Genomic DNA, 16,824 nt, shown 5'->3' on the forward strand with positions numbered 1-16,824 from the left:
TCTATATTTTGGGAGGAACAAGAGTGAGACAACAGGTGAAGAAACTTCTTTTAACAACGAGTATAGCGTTATTGGTAGCTCCGATTTCAGCTTATGCACATCCAGGGCGTACAGATGCTAATGGAGGACATACGTGTCGTACAAATTGTGAGAAATGGGGATTACAGTACGGGGAATATCATTATCATAATAAACCAGCTTCTAGTAGTGGTGCAACGAGCCCAGCTCCTAGCCAGAATAATAATAGTGCTGTAGAAGCTGAGAGACAAGCAGAAGCACAGCGCAATACCGAGGCGGAAAAACAACGTGCTGCAGAAGCACAGCGTAAAGCTGAAGAAGAGAGACAACGTGTAGCCGAGGAACAAAGAAAAGCTGAAGAGGCACGTAAACAAGAGGAAGCGCAGCGCCAAGCTGATATGGAAAAAGGTCAACTTGAAGGTCAAAAGAATGGAGAAACTGATTTTAAAGCAGGAAAAAATGATGCAGAAGTGCATGTAGCTGGAAAATCTGATGCATATAAACAAGCGTTTAAAGCGACTTATGCAGCCGCATGGTCTTTAGAAGAGCAGAAGAAAACGCATTTTGAAAAAGGAAAAGAACAAGGTTTAGCACAAGAGACGATGGACGATAGTCAAGTTGCTTCAGAGTTTAAGGTAAACTTTGCAGACGGATTCAAAGTAGGGAATAAAGAAAGAACAGAAAAAATTGAAAAAGAGCAAGCTGAGTTAGGGGAAAAGACAGGGAAAGAACTAGCTGAAAAGAATCCTGGAAATAGAGAGAAAGAAGTATACGTGAAGGCATATGAAACAGCGTATGAAAAAGGCTATAAATCTACGAAAAAGGCAGTAGAAAAAGCTGGCTATAAGTATGCATTTGAAAACTATGATTTAAAAGTTCCTGCTAAGTATGAAAGAAATGAATTGTTAAAGAAATGGTTTACTGAAGGATTTAAATCGAATAAAAAAGCAGCGGAAATTCGAGAAGAAGGGTATAAAAAGGGAGACAGCTGGTTCTCATTCTTCTATAAGAGTTTCGTACCAAGTGAATATAAAGAACATAAAGAGCTGTACGAACAAGCAATAGAACAAGGGAAAACAGCATAAAAAAAGATGAGGAGAAATTCCTCATCTTTTTTAATCCATCCATTTCACTAATTTCTTAGAAATTAATAATAAAACACAACCTAGTACAATTGCCACAGCGCCAATAACTGTGAATACTTCAGCGTATCCAAGTGAAGTTGTGAAGCTTGCAAGTTGTCCGCCTAAAATGTTGGCGATACCTGAACTTGCTAGCCATACACCCATTAGTAAAGATGCTAATTTTACCGGTGCAAGCGCACTAACCATTGATAGTCCGACAGGTGATAAGAATAGCTCACCTAACGTATGGAAAAGATACGTAAAGACGATAAACAGTAAGTTTGCTTTTTCTGTAATGTTATGTTCATCACTACCTGTTTTTAATGTAGCGATAACGAGAATGATATAACCGATACCGAGCAAGATCATACCAAGTCCCATTTTAGTTGGGATTTTTAAATCACCCTGCTTGCGAGTTGCAAGTTTTGCCCATAATGCAGAAATGACTGGAGCAAGTAAAATAATAAATAATGGATTGACCGATTGGAACCAAGATGTTGGAACTTCCCATCCGAACACAGAGCGGTCTACAAATTTGTTTGTATATAATGTTAATGAGCTACCAGCTTGTTCAAAGCCAGCCCAGAAGAAGACAACGAAGCATGTTAAAATGACGATAACTGCGGTACGTTGTTTTTCTTTTTTTGTTAATGGTGTATCTCCTACTGATGGTTGTCCAGCAGCTGTTTGTAAATCGCGAGTTGGTTTTTTACCGATATTACCAAGGAAGCGATTTGATAGTGTTGTAAATAAAATTTGTCCAATGATCATTCCGATTGAAGCGGCTAAGAAACCGTAACGGAATCCGTAATGTACAACGCCATCAACTGTTGTTTTGAATAAATTTTCTGATAAAAATCCGCAAACGAGTGGAGCTAAAAATGAACCGACGTTAATACCCATATAGAAAATGGTAAATGCACTATCACGTTTTGGATCGTTCTCTTCGTATAATTCTCCAACCAGTGTAGAGATGTTCGGTTTGAAGAATCCGTTACCGATAATAATAAGCGCTAATCCGAGGTATAGGCCTAATTGGTTTTGCAAGGCAAATAGTGTAAGGTTACCGATTGCCATTGTTATACCACCAATTGTGATTGCTTTTCGTCTACCTAGAAAACGGTCTGTTAAGTATCCACCAATCATTGGTGTGAAATAACAGGCCCCAGTATAAAATCCGTAAATAGAGAGTGCCCATGCGGGACTAAACCCAAGACCACCGCTTACTAAAGCTGTCGTTAAATATAATGTTAATAATCCTCGTAATCCATAGTAACTAAATCTTTCCCACATTTCTGTAAAGAAGAGTAAGTATAAACCTGGAGGATGTTTCTTTTTTCTTTGTTGTTCTCTTTCTAGTTGTATCGCTGATTCCATGTTATTTTCCTCCTGACACAAACAAAAACAAAGTTAATAATTTTGTACATTTAATATTTTACTTTATTAACTATTATAAGTCAATAAAGGTTGATTTTTCAGAAGAAATTGGAAAAGAGGAATAGCTATAGAATGGGTGTTTCTTTTGTGATAGACTATGGACTATGTTTTCTTTGTAAGGAAGCGGGTTATTGTACTTTTTTATATGTGAAATTGATTTCATAAAAGATGAAATTAAAGAAGGAGAAAGAAATGAAATTGTTACAGAAAAAAGAAATTTTACTTATTAGCCTTATGTTATTCTCTATGTTCTTTGGAGCAGGGAATCTGATATTTCCACCTTTCCTTGGGTATGAAGCAGGAGAACATGTTTGGATTTCATTAGTAGGGTTTATTATATCAGCAACAGGTCTTCCTATATTAGGTGTTATCTCTATTGCAAAAGCAGGAAGTTTTCAAACGTTAGCGGGTAGGGTTCATTCTTCATTTGCAATTATTTTTCCATGTATCGTGTATGTATTTATTGGACCTGGGCTTGGTATACCCCGTGCGGGAAGTTTAGCTTTTGAAATGGGGCCAGGTCAGTTATTCCCTGAAGCAGGAAACGGATTATTATTGTTTTACACAGTTATTTTCTTTAGTATTGTTTACTGGTTAAGTTTATCCCCATCTAAATTAATGGGGTTGTTTGGAAAAGTCTTGACGCCATTATTATTATGTATGATTGCACTCATTTTTATAAAGAGTATGTTTACAACAGTAGGAGATATGAAAGAACCAATAGGGAACTATGGCCAAGCTCCTATGTTTCAAGGGTTTTTAGATGGATATTTAACAATGGATGCGTTAGCTGCTTTAATCTTTGGAATTGTTATTGCAAATGCATTACGTGCAAAGGGTATTGAAGATGATAAAGGTTTAGCGAAATATATGAGTATTGCTGGAATTGGGGCAGGACTATTATTATCTATTATTTATGTCATCCTTGGATATGTGGGGGCAATTAGTGGCTCATTAGGAACATTTGATAACGGTGCGAAAGTGTTAGCACAAGTTATGATTACATTATTTGGACAGGGCGGAGTCGTTTTATTAGGTCTTATTTTTACTATCGCGTGTTTATGTGTTTCAATTGGACTTGTTACGTCTTGTAGTCAATTTTTTGCGAGTGCATTTCCGAAAGTATCTTATAAATTGTGGGCATTTATAGTAAGCGTTGTTAGTATGATTTTAGCTAATTTAGGGTTAACGCAAATTTTAAAAGTATCAGTACCAATTCTTGGATTTATTTATCCAATTGCGTTAACGCTTATTATTCTAGGGTTATTCCATCAGTATATTGGAAAGTATGCATACGTATATGCAGTAACTGTTTTGGTTGTAGCGATATTTAGTGCAATTGACATTTTAAATAAAAATGTAATGATGAATCAGTGGACGTCAGCATTAAAATACATCCCGTTTTATACAGAAGGTGTTGGGTGGATTGTTCCAGCTATTGTAGGCATGTGTCTTGGTTTTATCGTTAGCATTTTTCTAAATAAGAATAAATGAGTAAAAAGGTGTTTTCCTATTTTGGGAAGACACCTTTCTTTTTTTGGAAAAATACTATTGAAAATGAATAGACTAAGAGTATGATAAAGATAATTGGTAATATATAGGTTCAATGAGAGTTACGAATAAGGGGGGAGCGTATGAAGAAGGATTTGGATAAGAAAATAGAAGCACTCGAAACGGCAATTGAAACAATTCAAGAAGCACTTGCTGAATTAAAAGTAAAGCAGAGGGAAATAGAAGTAGAAAACGCTCAGCAACATGTTAGTAAGAACAAGAAAGAATATATTGAAACGGTAATGGAGGAAAAGCCAAAAGAAGAAATAGTTAAGATAAAAGAGCCTTTGCAAGAACCTGAGTTAAAACAAGTAGATATATCGGCTTTTAAACCAGAGCCATTTAATATTATTAAGTTTTGTCAGACGTGGTTACCGCGTGTATTTGTCGGTATTATGTTGCTTGGAGTGATCTGGTTATTTAAAGCAGGGGTAGATGCTGGTTTATTAACACCAGCGATACGAATTGTGTTTGGTATCGCATTATCTATCGGGTTGTATTATATAGGAGATATTCAAATTAAAAGAGAGCGGCAAGCGTTAGGATTAGTATTAGCTGGAGGAAGTATTACCGGGATTGTTCTAACGACGTTTGCAGCACATTATTTATATGGATTTATTCCGGCAAGTGTCGCGTTTCTCTGTAATATTGCATGGGTTATTTTAGGGATTTATTTAGCGAAAAGATATCAATCGGAATATCTCACTATTTTCGTAGCGGTCGGTGCGTTCTTCGTACCATTCTTGTTAAATAGTACGACTCCTAATCCTTATATTTTCTTTGGATATGAGACAGTATTAACACTTAGTTTATTATGGTATGCGTTGAAAAATCGTTATAAATACTTATATATGATTTCTTACGCTGTTGCTGCCATTGTCCTTTTCGTTTTCTTTGCTGTTATGTCAATGTTAGTAGAGAACTTGCAAATACAGTTAACGATTGTATATGGTTTGATTCATTTACTATTATTTTGGCATATGTTTACGGAGAGAAGTTTTATACTAGAACCACGTTTGGCGATATTTAGTGCGAATGCAGTGTTCTTTATACTAGCTATTTCAAAAATACCTGATTTTACAACATGGGGATTGATTATTAGTGCATTCGTACATGCCGCTATGTTCGTATGTGAATATAGGAAAAATAGACATTCTACATTTACAAATCTCTTATTTGGTTTCGCAATGGGAGCATTTAGTTTAGCAATTTTATATGAGTATAGTTTAGTGAATGCAGCGATTGTACTATTGTTACAAGGTTTCCTCGGCATGGTCACTTCTATTAAAGTAAAACAACAGATAAAATTGTATGTTAGTGCGACGGTTTACGCAATTGGAATGATACAGACTATTTTTAGCCCGTTTGATCAATTTATTTCGGCAGGCTTTGTTGCTCATCTTATTTTAATAGGAACGTTCTATTATTGCATGAGAGAAGCGAAAGAAGTATTAGCGAGCTTCGGCAAATATATGTATTCTATAGTGCTCTATTGGTTTATGATAATTGTATTTATTACAATTACGAGAATCGGTGAAGTTTTATCTACAGATGGAAGCGTAATTAGTGTATCAGTATCGTTATTATGGATGGTATATGCATTATTTGCGGTTTGGTTTGGAAGAAATAGAAATATGAATGAAATATTATATGCTGGTTTAGTCGTTTTAGTCGTAACGGTAGGGAAGTTATTCTTACTTGACTTACCAGAGGTATCGATGATGATTAGGGCAGTGTTATTCCTAATCGTCGGTAGTATAGGTATCGTTATTTCAAGAATGTTTTTCTCGAAGGAAGAGAAGTGAGAAGAAGGCAATCCATGTATGGATTGCCTTTTTTATTATTTCTTATTAATCGTTACAGTTTCATTATATTTCGTTGTTGTATTTTGGCGTAGACGAAGCGTTGCTTGTCCAGTTGTATTTGAATCAATCTGTACATTTACAACTTTCTCAGCAGAGCCTAAGCTGTTTGTTGTGAAAGAAAATGCACTACTATATCCGAAAGTAGATGGCCAAGTGCCGTTTGCATTTTGTACTTTAGCCACTTGTGTTCCACCGGTAGTGAAGATACCTAAAGAATAGTTGTTATACGTTGTATTAGGTAGTAAGTTATTTACTTGAATCTTCATTTGGAAAATTTCATTGTTTGGTAGAATGCTAGGGTGTGTAACGACGTAGTCGCTTGTTGTTACCGCACCGTTATAACCGTATGAACCTGGTTTGAAAGTATTTGTATTAAACCATTGATAACCTGCATTTGGTGCACTCCAAGGTTCAGGTTGTGGTTCTGTTGATAAGCTTGGCTGTTCAAATGTTTGTAGAGCTGTAGGTGAATCAAGTTGTAAACCATTTACTTGATCTAAACTTGTAAATGTCTCTTTATTTGATAACCAATTTACGATGTTTTCTAATAAAATCGCATCGTTTTCTTCTTTATAACCATCGTAAGTTTTCTTTGTTTGGCCAGAATCTTCACGAACGTATTTTGGCGTAGCATCTTCAACAGGAGAAGAGTCACCAATAAAGGCAGCTTTTCCAAGTCCTACTTTTGCGATAGCAGCATATGGGCCTTCTGCAATACCACCGCCATTATAAACGCCACTATCAACAGCGTTATTCCATTTTGATGGATTTTCTGGAAGGTAAACAAGTCCTTTTGCTAGTTTTGGGTTTGTAATTGCTAGAGTAGAACCAGCATGCATTGCTACAGACGAAACACCTTTTGTAATTCCGAAAGATTGTTCAGGCGATACAATTGTTTTCGCTGAAACATCACCAAGTGCATTGTAGCGGAAGCGAATACCGAAGTTGTCAGAGAGCCAATCAGAGCTTTCTACTCCTTGCATAGCTTGTGAATTAGCTTCTTCATTAGACATTCCTTTTGCTGGATTATCCCAAGCACCGCGTCTATATCCATTAAATACTTCAGAAGAGTCCCAGCGATTTTTATTACGATCTGCATTGTAATGATCAGCAATAAAGAAGATACTACCACCATTTTTTACATATTGTAACATAGCGTCCTGCTCAGATTTTTTGTAAGGAATATTAGCTTCTGGAACGATAAATACATTGTAATCTTTTAAGTCTTCGTACGTAATAGGTGTTGATTTACGAAGTTCCTTTACGTGATATCCGTTTTTTGCAATGCCGTTTCCGAAGTCAGAAAAGCCGCCGTCAATAACCCAGTCAGCTGTCCCAGCAGTTTGACCGTGTGTATTATCGAATAATACTTTCTTCCCATTGTTTTGATTTACAACTTTTGCAGCAATTTCAGGAGCTGGGTCTACAGAGCTTTCGGCATAAGTAGACGGTATGAACGAGGTCCCTATACTTAGTGTAATTGCTGTTGCTAAAGAAAATGTAATCCATTTTTTATTCTTCATAGAAGAATCCCCCTAATAATAAATATATGTGCTTTAATAATGTAATTTATTTTTCTGTAAAAATAAAGACGGAAAACATAAAAAATATTAAAAAATTGTAAAAATACCGTGAATTTTGTTGAGAAATATTTATATAGATATAAAAACATCCCTTCCAAGTAATAAGGAAGGGATGTTTTGCTTAACTAATTTTTGAGTTAGGTGTTTCATCAATCTTATGAAACCCTTTCATGTAATATACGATTGCTAAGCCGATAAGCCAAATTGGGCCGACAATCAATGCAATTCGTGTATCTTCTGAATACGCCATTATACCTAATACTAATACAAGGAAAACGAGTGAGAAATATGAGCTTAATGGGTATAAAGGCATTTTATACGATAACTTTTGTTTATTTTGAGTAGGCAAGCTTTTACGGAATTTAATTTGAGCGACTAATATAATTCCCCAAGTCCAAATTGCACCGAAAGTTGAAATGCTAGTAAGCCATGTAAATACCTTTGCAGGTACGAGATAGTTTAATATAACACCAATTAGTAAAACGATAGCAGTTGCTACAATTCCTTGGCTTGGAATGCCATTTTTATTTAAACGACCAAATCTTTCAGGAGCTTTTTTCTGCTGAGCTAATGTATATAGCATACGGCCTGTACTAAATAAACCACCGTTACAAGAAGAAAGAGCTGCTGTTAATACGACAAAGTTAATAATACCTGCTGCTTTTGCGATACCAATTTGTTGGAATGTTAATACGAATGGACTGCCTTTCTCACCAAGTTCGTTCCATGGATAAATTGCCATCATAACGAATAATGCCCCAACGTAAAAGAGTAGAATTCTCCAAAATACGTTATCGATTGCCTTTGCGAGTGTTTTCTTCGGATTTTGAGCCTCACCAGCTGTAACACCGATTAATTCAACGCCTAAATAAGCGAATAGTACCATCTGCATGGAGAGTAGTAACCCAGAAAATCCATTTGGGAACCAGCCACCATGTGACCAAAGATTTGAAATACCAGTAGCGATACCACCGTTTCCGAATCCGAATAAAATAATACCAGCTCCGACTACTATCATACAGATAATTGTGACAATTTTAATGAGAGCAAACCAAAACTCAAGTTCTCCAAATACTTTTACCGATAAGAAGTTAAAAGCGCTCATTAATAATAGAGCAAGTAATGCCCAAGTCCAGCGCGGGATATCTGGGAACCAGTACTGCATGTAAATACCAGCTGCTGTAATTTCAGCCATACAAGTAACAACCCATAAGAACCAGTAATTCCAACCAGTAATATAACCAGCGAGTGGTCCAATATAATCATATGCATATTTACTAAAAGAACCAGCAACAGGTTGTTCAATTGCCATTTCCCCAAGCGCTCGCATAATGAAAAAAATAACGAGACCGGCAATCATATAGCCTAGCAAAATAGAAGGACCTGCTAGTTTAATGGCGGAAGCGGATCCTAAAAATAGCCCAACGCCAATAGCTGAGCCCAGTGACATTAAAGTAATATGTCGTTCTTTTAAACCACGATTTAAAGTTCCAGATTTGTTTGTGTGCTGCATAAGAAGAATCCCCCTTGTAGAGTGAACGATATTTGAATGCGTTTACTAAATATTTAACTATTTCAAATTATAAAACATTTCTATCTGTTATGCTACAAAAATAATCATAATGAACTGTACTACATCTGTACTTGTCAGACTTAAACTTAAAATTCTAACTATTAGGGAATATATTGACTCTTCTTTTTATTGATTGTTAAGATTAAGTATTATATTTTCTCACATACTAGTAAGAAAAAGAATGTGTGATAATAATTCAGGTGTAGGAAGGGTACATAAGCATGTTTCAATTACAAAAATATAATACTTCTGTGAAGCAAGAGTTTTTAGCTGGCATCACAACTTTTTTTACATTTGCGTATATTCTTGTCATCAATCCAAAAATATTATCTGATGCAGGTGTACCATTTGACCAAGCGTTTACAGCAACAATTATTGCAACCGTTGTTGGAACAGTAGGTATGGCGATTTTCGCGAATTACCCGATTGTTATCGCTCCAGCTATGGGAATGAATGCATATTTTGCTTATTCTGTTGTACAGAAGGCAGAAGGGATTACATATGTAGTTGCCTTTTCAGCTGTATTTGTAACGGGGATTATTTTTCTTTTATTATCTTTTACTTCTTTTAGGCAAAAGTTAATTTTAGCAATTCCTGATAGTTTAAAGCATGCAATTGCAGGTGGAATTGGACTATTTATTGCTTTTATTGGATTGCGCCTTTCTGGAATTATCGTGGATCATCCGTCTAATTTAGTTACGATTGGTGATTTTCATTCTCCAGCTGTTATTTTAACTTTAATTGGTTTAATATTAGCGGCGGTATTAATGACATTGCGTGTGAGCGGTGCATTATTTATTAGTATGATTGTGACAGGAATTATTGCCTTCTTTACAGGGCAATTGAAGTTTGCTGATAAAATTGTGGCGATGCCTCATTTACCAGAGGGTATCATCGTTTCAAACCCAATCAATGCCTTTTCAGATGTAATTGAATACGGATTATACGGCGTTGTATTTTCATTTTTACTTGTACTTTTATTCGATACAACAGGTGCATTACTTGGTTTAATTAAACAAGCAGGTTTAATTACAGACAATACAGAGAAGCGTTTTGGTAAAGCGTTTATTGCAGATGCAATTGGCGGGACTACAGGTTCTATCTTTGGAACAAGCCCAACAGCAGCGACGATTGAATCGTCAGCAGGTATTGCTGCAGGTGGTAAAACTGGGTTAACAGGGATTGTAGTTGTTGGTCTAACAATTATAACGGCATTTTTTAGTCCTGTTATTGCTTCTTTATCAAGTGTAGCCGCTATTACAGCTCCTTCATTAATTATAGTAGGTAGTTTAATGGCACAAAGCATTCGAGATATTAATTGGAATGAATTTGAAGATGCGTTACCAGCATTTTTAATTTTTATAGGTATTCCGTTAACATCTAGTATTGCGAATGGAATTGCAATTGGATTTTTAGTGTATCCAGTCTTGAAAATTGTGAAAGGGAAAGGGATGGAAGTGCATCCGTTACTATACTTATTTACAATTTTATTTGGATGTCATTTATTCTTATAATATAGGAGAGGGGGCTTCTTATGAGGGGCTCCTTTTTTGTGTATAATAAAGTGAAACTTAAATTAGTAATGTAAAATATAAATTACTTATTGGAATATATATTATAATAAGGGTGGAGGAGAAAGAAACAGTAAACAAAAACATAGACAAAAGTAGGCATATATAGTGAAAAGTAATTATGAAACAATATAAACCGAAAGAATTTTCAGAAATGCTTAATGTCTCTGTTAAGACATTGCAAAGGTGGGACAATCAAGTTGTTTTACCTGCTTACCGAAACCCAAAAGGAAGAAGATATTATACAGAAGAACAGTATAAGAAATATATGGGTATTCAAGAAGAACTTGTTCAGGATTTAATATCTATCATTCATGTATTTAGCTGTAGAATATATGGGTTGAGAAAATACAAAAAGAAAATGTCGGAGGATGAAGACTTATAAAAAGAGCATATTTAATAGAAATCAAACCGACAACTGAACAAATTAGTAAAATCCGTCAAACTATTGGGGTGTGTCGATATGTATATAACCTGTATATCTCTAAAAATAAAGAGGTATATGAGTCGGAGGGGAAATTTCTTAGTGGTTATGACTTTTCCAAATGGTTAAACAACATTCATACAAAAGAGTGTGACCAGTGGATTAAAGAAGTGTCGAGCAAAGCGGTAAAACAAGCGATTATGAATGGAGATAAAGCTTTTAAGCGGTTTTTTAAAGGTTTATCTAAGTTTCCACGATATAAAAAAAAGAAGAAGCAAGATGTGAAGTGCTACTTTCCGAAAAACAACAAAACAGATTGGACAGTAGAAAGACATAGAGTAAAAGTCCCTACAATTGGTTGGATAAGGTTAAAAGAGTATGGATATATTTCAAAAAATACAATTGTAAAAAGTGGTACAGTATATCAAAGAGCAGGAAGATACTATGTGTCTATACTCTGTGAAGTGAAAGAGGTAAAACCAAATGCAACTCTCAATACAGTAGGTCTAGGAATTGATTTGGGAATTAAAGACTTCGCTGTACGTAGCGATGGAAAAACTCACAAAAATATAAATAAAACAGTACAAGTAAAAAAGATAGAAAAACGGTTAAAACGTGAACAACGCTCTTTATCACGCAAATTTGAAAATATAAGAAAGAGAGGTGAACAACCTGTTACTAATAAAAGAGCGAATATAAACAAAAATATTCTTAGGGTGCAACAACTACATGCTAGGCTAGCAAATATTCGATTAGCGTATGTAAAGTCTATTGTAAATGATGTGGTGAAAACCAAGCCAACGTTTATTGTAGTAGAAGATTTGAATGTGAAAGGTATGATGAAGAACAAACATCTATCTAAAGCTGTAGCGCAACAATGTTTTTATGCTTTTAAAACATGGTTATTAACGAAATGTAGGAGATATGGAATTGAACTACGGCAAGTGGACAGATTCTATCCATCTTCTAAAATGTGTTCATGTTGCGGTCAAAAAAAGTCGGATTTAAAGCTGTCTGACCGAGTATATACATGTGAATGTGGCAATGTAATAGATAGAGATTTAAATGCGTCAATCAACCTTTTACAAGCAAAAAAATATACAATACTAACGTAAATAGATTGTATATATGTACGGTGGGCTACATCGGAATTTACGCCTGTGAAGTGTCACAGCAAACTGTAGTAGCAAGTGATTAGCGAGGCAGGGCACGTAGAAGCAGGAATACTCTAAGAATATACATTTGTCTATATTTTTAGTAGCAGGAACATGAATGGCTGTAAGTAAAATAAAAGTCGCGCGTGTTCAATTAGATTTAACACAGCAACAATTAGCAGAAAAAGTAGGCGTTACAAGGCAAACGATTAGTTTAATTGAGAAGGGGAAATACAATCCATCTTTAGATTTATGTTTAAAAATTTGTTATGCAGTAGATAAAACGTTGAATGATTTGTTTTGGGAGGAAAAGGAGTGGTAGGATGAAAATCGTGAAAGATGAACGTTTAATGATTGAAGGGTTAAAACATATTAGATTAGCTTTCATCTTACAAAATATCGTCATACTAGCTATCGTCTTTTACCGCTATGTCTTGCAAGGGGCAGGATATGAAAGTGTTTCGGATTTATTAATGGTATTTATGGGCGGGATAATAATTATTAACTTTTTAAATCTGAAAAATTCAGTGGAAGTGTATGAGCATACGGGCGGAGTGTCGCGTCGTTATTTTATGAAGCTATTATTCATTCCGGTAGGTATTATTATTGGGATTTTAGCTATTTGTATCGTTGTAACACCAGATATTTCGATAAAGGAAATTAGTATGACAGGACTTATTATGTTTGCTTGTTTTTTAGTTCCAAGTTTGTTTATATACATATATATGAAAAAAATAAAAAGAGAAGATTGAAATATAAGAAAGGCTTTCCCATATTGAGGAAAGCTTTTCTCATATTCTTTTATATAGTACTTTATGAAGGCCAATCGGTTCAATTTCAAAGATTTCACCATATTCCTGAAAGCCTAAGTGTTTGTAATAGTCAGCTACAGTAATTCGGCCATTACACCATAATATATTTGCTTGGCGTTCTTGCAAGATTTGTTCCGCCTTCTGAATTAAGGAGCTTCCAGCACGGTTGTTTCGAAATGCAGGTAATGTTGCCATTCCTCGTAGACGATAATGAATACCCGTTGGTAAGTCGGGATATATTTCTTTTGAGAAGGAAGCGATACTAATTAGTTCATCGTTTATAAATGCGCCTAAGTGGAAGGTGTCTGTTTCATAATCGGAAGGGTATTTACAATCTGCTAATGTTTGATTGGGGCGTAAAATTTTTTGACGTAATACGTAAGTTTCAGATCCCTCAATATTTTTCACGGTAATCATATTAACATCCTTTCTTATAACGCTTTTTCTGTTAATTGTATAAAGAAATAGGCAGGTGCGGCGAGAAGTCCGAGTATGCTAGCAGTTCCAAGAAGGAGTGAAAGTAGGAGGCAAGAATATTTTATTCCATTCGATTTTTTCCATCCGTAACTACAAATCTCAATACTAACACCGATGAGAATAATGGCAACGAGTATTTCGGCTAATAATAAGAGAGCTAAAGTTATAATAGACATAATGTAATCCATCCCCATAATATGTGATAGTAACATTTTACCATATGAAATGGAAAAAATGCCCCTCAATTATGTGAGGGGCATTTTTTTATTCTAATATGTTTTTTAGTGTATCGATATGTTCTTTTGAGCCTGTTACAAGTAATGTATCACCGTGTTGTAGTCTTGTATCCCCATGTGGGATTAATGCTTTATTTCCACGATAAATTTGAATGACTAGTACATCACCTAAAAACGGAAGGCGACGAAGTGCAACGCCGTTATATTTATTGCTCCGTAGTTCAACTTCACGGACTGTTTCGTTTGCTGTTGTAATTAAGCGAACGAGACTAGGTTTATCAATAAGCGCACGTAATAAAATACGTGTAGAGTTAATTGTTGAGAATACAGCGATATGTTCTTGCGTTGCTTTTTCTTGTAGAAGTGGATCTTCTACACTTGCAATAACATGTTCAACACCTAGCTCTTTTGCATGTTCTGCCAATAATAAGTTTTGTTCATCATCACTTGTTGCAACAACGACGCGATCTGCATCAAATGCTGTTTGTTCAGTTAATGATGCGATTGTGATGTCATCCAATTTCACGATAGGGAAGTCGTGCGATTTCGCTTCTTCATCATTTATTTTGTTTTGACGCATCATATATAGCGTTACGTCATAATCTTCTCGTTTTAAATCTAGTGATAACGGAAGGGTAATTCTGCTCGCGCCAATAATAGCTACTTTTGGTTTTGGTGTTTCTACTTTTGGGAACATTTTTTTAAACAATATAGGTGCAAAAATACAAGTAATAACTGCGCTTAAAATAAGAGAGGCAGATAAACTTGGACTGATGATCTCCAGTTTTTCACCAATTTGTGCAGCCGCAATAACTAAAGAAAGTGTCGATGTTAATAAAATTGCACTTCCAAGTACGATATTACGTGGATACCATTTTCTTAAGACGAGTGATGGTAAGAGTTTTGAAATAAAGAGTCCTACAATTAAGATTGGGATCATTAGCATGCTAGAAGGTTCTTTGAAAATAGACCACACCTCTAGATTTACACCAACCATTACGAAGAAAATAGGGATGAAGAAACCGTAGCCGATAGAATCAAGTTTTTCCACCATATCTTCATTTGGTGATAATAACGATACGAGTACACCTGCTAAGAAGGCCCCTAAAATATTTTCTGCTCCAACAGATTCCGATAACCCAACTAAGATTAAAATGAGTGCAAAAACAGCTCGTGTATCAATTTGTACACTACCAGCTTTTAAACTATCTAAGTATGGAATGTTTTTAAAGCGTTTTGCAATAAAGTAAATAACAATACCAGCGCCGAATAGAAGAAGAAGAAGCCACATGCTTTGGCCGCTTTCGGAATTTAATCCGACGAATACAGCGAGTAAAATCATTGTAACTAAATCCGCAATAACAGCGACTAATAAAATGATTTGCCCAATTGCTGTTTTTCCTAAGTTATTCTCTTTTAATGTTGGTACAACAACACCTAAAGAAATAGTTGAAATAATTAAAGTCATGAACATTGCATTATCTACGAATCCTAGCCATACGAATAGTAATGATAGGGCATAAGATAAGATGAAAATAAATAAGAAGATAATGCTTGCTGCCTGAAATGTATTTGGTTCGTTTGTCGTATTTTTTTTCCCTTTTTGTTTAAAGATAGAAAAATCAATTTCTAAACCGCTTAAGAACATGAGGAAGATAAATCCTAATGTTGATAAAACTTGAAGCCATATATCTGGCTCAATAATATTAAACCCACTTTTACCTACAAAGATTCCTGCAATAATTTCTGCAACGACCACAGGAAGTGCTTTTAATTTAAAGCGTTGTAACAAAAGGGGAACGAAAAACGCGATTGCAACGACAACCATAAGTGATAGAACAGAAGTATGATGTTCCATTGCGTTCTCTCCCTTCAAATAAATATAGTACCTATTTAGCCATATAATAGGTAGAAAAGCAACGCATATGGATTCGATTTCATAAAGAAAGACTTTTCTTAACATTTGTCATAATAAGTATATTTTTCATGATTATGCTGTTAATTCCGTAATGTGGATGTAATAGAGGGGATAAAAAAAGACTGCTGAGGAATCTCAGCAGTCTTTTTCATGTACATTACATTGAGAAGAAGATCCATACAGTTAAACCAACTGTTGCAGTTGCAACGAAGAAACTGTATATCATTGTAAGAATTTGAACTCTTCCTTCTCCTTCTTTTAAATGCATGAACATAATTAATTGTAACAATGCTTGCGCAACAGCCATTATGATAATAGTTGTTAAGACTGTTGAAAGTGGCAATGTTGTGTAAAGTGCCACGTATAACGCTAGAAACGTTAATGCAAGCGATAAAATAAATCCGAAAACGTGTGACCAAGGGAATCCGCTATGCGCATGTCCGTTTGCTTGATTGTTGTTTTGAGCCATTTACGCCACCATCCCGTTCAAGTAAACTAGTGTGTAAATAAAGACCCAAACAAGATCAAGGAAATGCCAGTATAAGCTGATAATGAATACTTTACGAGCTGTAACTGGTGTTAAACCTCGTTTTAAAATTTGGATAATAACACAAATTGCCCAAATGATACCGCCTGTTACGTGGGCTCCATGCGTTCCAAGAAGAACGAAGAATCCAGATAAGAAAGCACTTGTTTGAATTGTTGCGCCTTCACCAATGTACATAATGAACTCTTCGATCTCGAAGAATAGGAAACCTGCACCTAAAAGTAATGTAAGGACGAACCATCCAAGCATCGCTTTTTGGTTATGCTTACGCATTTCATGAATTACGATACCGCATGTAAAACTACTTGTTAAAAGTAGTAATGTTTGAATTAAAAGCGTTTTAAGTTCAAACAATTGCGCTGGTGTTGGGCCATCTGCCGTACGACCAGCAAGGACTAGATAAGAGGCGAAAAGTGTTGCGAACAGCATAATTTCAGCCCCAAGAAAAATCCAGAATCCTAGGATATTCAATCTGCTTTGTTCGGATTGATATTCCAAAGGTAAGCTTTTATCTAAAGCCGCCATGTCATTTCA

At 35.4% G+C, this 16,824-nt stretch carries 15 protein-coding genes and 2 pseudogenes; 9 read left to right on the top strand and 8 right to left on the bottom strand.

Going from position 1 to position 16,824, the window contains the following annotated elements; genetic code table 11:
- Positions 1–23 precede the first annotated feature (23 nt).
- Positions 24–1,103 (top strand): YHYH domain-containing protein, encoded by a 1,080-nt coding sequence (locus tag ACTFRM_RS27130; RefSeq protein ID WP_001249814.1) that lies wholly within the window; start codon positions 24–26, stop codon positions 1,101–1,103.
- Between the two features lie 30 nt (positions 1,104–1,133).
- Here ACTFRM_RS27130 and ACTFRM_RS27135 read toward each other — a convergent pair whose 3' ends face one another.
- Complete coding sequence (locus ACTFRM_RS27135; RefSeq protein ID WP_000443143.1) at positions 1,134–2,519, bottom strand: peptide MFS transporter; 1,386 nt, start codon at positions 2,517–2,519, stop codon at positions 1,134–1,136.
- A gap of 252 nt (positions 2,520–2,771) precedes the next feature.
- Here ACTFRM_RS27135 and brnQ1 point away from each other — a divergent pair, with 252 nt between their 5' ends.
- Together brnQ1 and ACTFRM_RS27145 are read left to right on the top strand one after the other, a co-directional pair.
- Positions 2,772–4,073 carry a branched-chain amino acid transport system II carrier protein BrnQ1 gene (brnQ1, locus tag ACTFRM_RS27140; protein WP_000771689.1) on the top strand — a complete coding sequence of 434 codons (1,302 nt, stop codon included), beginning with the start codon at positions 2,772–2,774 and terminating at the stop codon, positions 4,071–4,073.
- 140 nt (positions 4,074–4,213) lie between these two features.
- Positions 4,214–5,935, top strand: a complete 1,722-nt coding sequence (locus ACTFRM_RS27145) for a DUF2339 domain-containing protein (protein WP_000710917.1) — start codon at positions 4,214–4,216, stop codon at positions 5,933–5,935.
- Positions 5,936–5,970: 35 nt separating this feature from the next.
- Here the strand turns inward: ACTFRM_RS27145 and ACTFRM_RS27150 are convergent, their stop codons facing one another.
- Entirely contained in the window at positions 5,971–7,518 is a 1,548-nt protein-coding gene (locus ACTFRM_RS27150; protein WP_000791509.1) for a DNA-binding protein, read from the bottom strand.
- A 181-nt stretch (positions 7,519–7,699) separates the two neighbouring features.
- Entirely contained in the window at positions 7,700–9,091 is a 1,392-nt protein-coding gene (locus ACTFRM_RS27155; RefSeq protein ID WP_001164897.1) for an amino acid permease, read from the bottom strand.
- A gap of 281 nt (positions 9,092–9,372) precedes the next feature.
- Between ACTFRM_RS27155 and ACTFRM_RS27160 the strand changes: the two genes are divergently transcribed.
- The 6 genes and pseudogenes from ACTFRM_RS27160 (at position 9,373) to ACTFRM_RS27185 (ending at position 13,052) form a co-directional block, all read left to right on the top strand.
- A complete protein-coding gene (locus ACTFRM_RS27160; protein ID WP_000487192.1) occupies positions 9,373–10,665 on the top strand; it encodes an NCS2 family permease in 1,293 nt (430 codons plus the stop codon).
- 178 nt (positions 10,666–10,843) lie between these two features.
- Positions 10,844–10,972: pseudogene (locus ACTFRM_RS27165) on the top strand (MerR family transcriptional regulator); the annotation flags it as partial.
- 27 nt (positions 10,973–10,999) lie between these two features.
- Positions 11,000–11,107 (top strand): annotated as a pseudogene (locus ACTFRM_RS27170) (IS607 family transposase); the annotation flags it as partial.
- On the top strand, positions 11,104–12,261 hold the full coding sequence (locus ACTFRM_RS27175; RefSeq protein ID WP_042884452.1) for an RNA-guided endonuclease InsQ/TnpB family protein: 1,158 nt from the start codon (positions 11,104–11,106) through the stop codon (positions 12,259–12,261). The pseudogene ACTFRM_RS27170 and the gene ACTFRM_RS27175, both read left to right, overlap by 4 nt.
- A gap of 157 nt (positions 12,262–12,418) precedes the next feature.
- On the top strand, positions 12,419–12,622 hold the full coding sequence (locus ACTFRM_RS27180; RefSeq protein ID WP_000301183.1) for a helix-turn-helix transcriptional regulator: 204 nt from the start codon (positions 12,419–12,421) through the stop codon (positions 12,620–12,622).
- 1 nt (position 12,623) lies between these two features.
- On the top strand, positions 12,624–13,052 hold the full coding sequence (locus ACTFRM_RS27185; RefSeq protein ID WP_000706629.1) for a hypothetical protein: 429 nt from the start codon (positions 12,624–12,626) through the stop codon (positions 13,050–13,052).
- Positions 13,053–13,091: 39 nt separating this feature from the next.
- On the opposite strand, the gene ACTFRM_RS27190 is transcribed toward ACTFRM_RS27185, so the two are convergent.
- The 5 genes from ACTFRM_RS27190 to qoxC all read right to left on the bottom strand — a co-directional run bounded on the left by ACTFRM_RS27190 (position 13,092) and on the right by qoxC (position 16,815).
- On the bottom strand, positions 13,092–13,529 hold the full coding sequence (locus ACTFRM_RS27190) for a GNAT family N-acetyltransferase (RefSeq protein ID WP_000633767.1): 438 nt from the start codon (positions 13,527–13,529) through the stop codon (positions 13,092–13,094).
- 14 nt (positions 13,530–13,543) lie between these two features.
- Positions 13,544–13,801: a DUF4022 family protein gene (locus tag ACTFRM_RS27195; protein WP_000926991.1), complete on the bottom strand. Its 258-nt coding sequence runs from the start codon at positions 13,799–13,801 to the stop codon at positions 13,544–13,546.
- Between the two features lie 52 nt (positions 13,802–13,853).
- Positions 13,854–15,683, bottom strand: coding sequence for a monovalent cation:proton antiporter family protein (locus ACTFRM_RS27200; RefSeq protein WP_000399962.1), 1,830 nt, complete (start codon positions 15,681–15,683; stop codon positions 13,854–13,856).
- A gap of 217 nt (positions 15,684–15,900) precedes the next feature.
- Positions 15,901–16,212, bottom strand: a complete 312-nt coding sequence (gene qoxD / locus ACTFRM_RS27205) for a cytochrome aa3 quinol oxidase subunit IV (RefSeq protein WP_000068425.1) — start codon at positions 16,210–16,212, stop codon at positions 15,901–15,903.
- Positions 16,213–16,815: a cytochrome aa3 quinol oxidase subunit III gene (gene qoxC, locus ACTFRM_RS27210; protein WP_000729317.1), complete on the bottom strand. Its 603-nt coding sequence runs from the start codon at positions 16,813–16,815 to the stop codon at positions 16,213–16,215.
- Positions 16,816–16,824: the final 9 nt, after the last annotated feature.

Origin of the sequence: Bacillus cereus group sp. MYBK227-1, from assembly GCF_051916325.1 — a bacterium.
In the GTDB taxonomy this organism is placed as follows: domain Bacteria; phylum Bacillota; class Bacilli; order Bacillales; family Bacillaceae_G; genus Bacillus_A; species Bacillus_A cereus.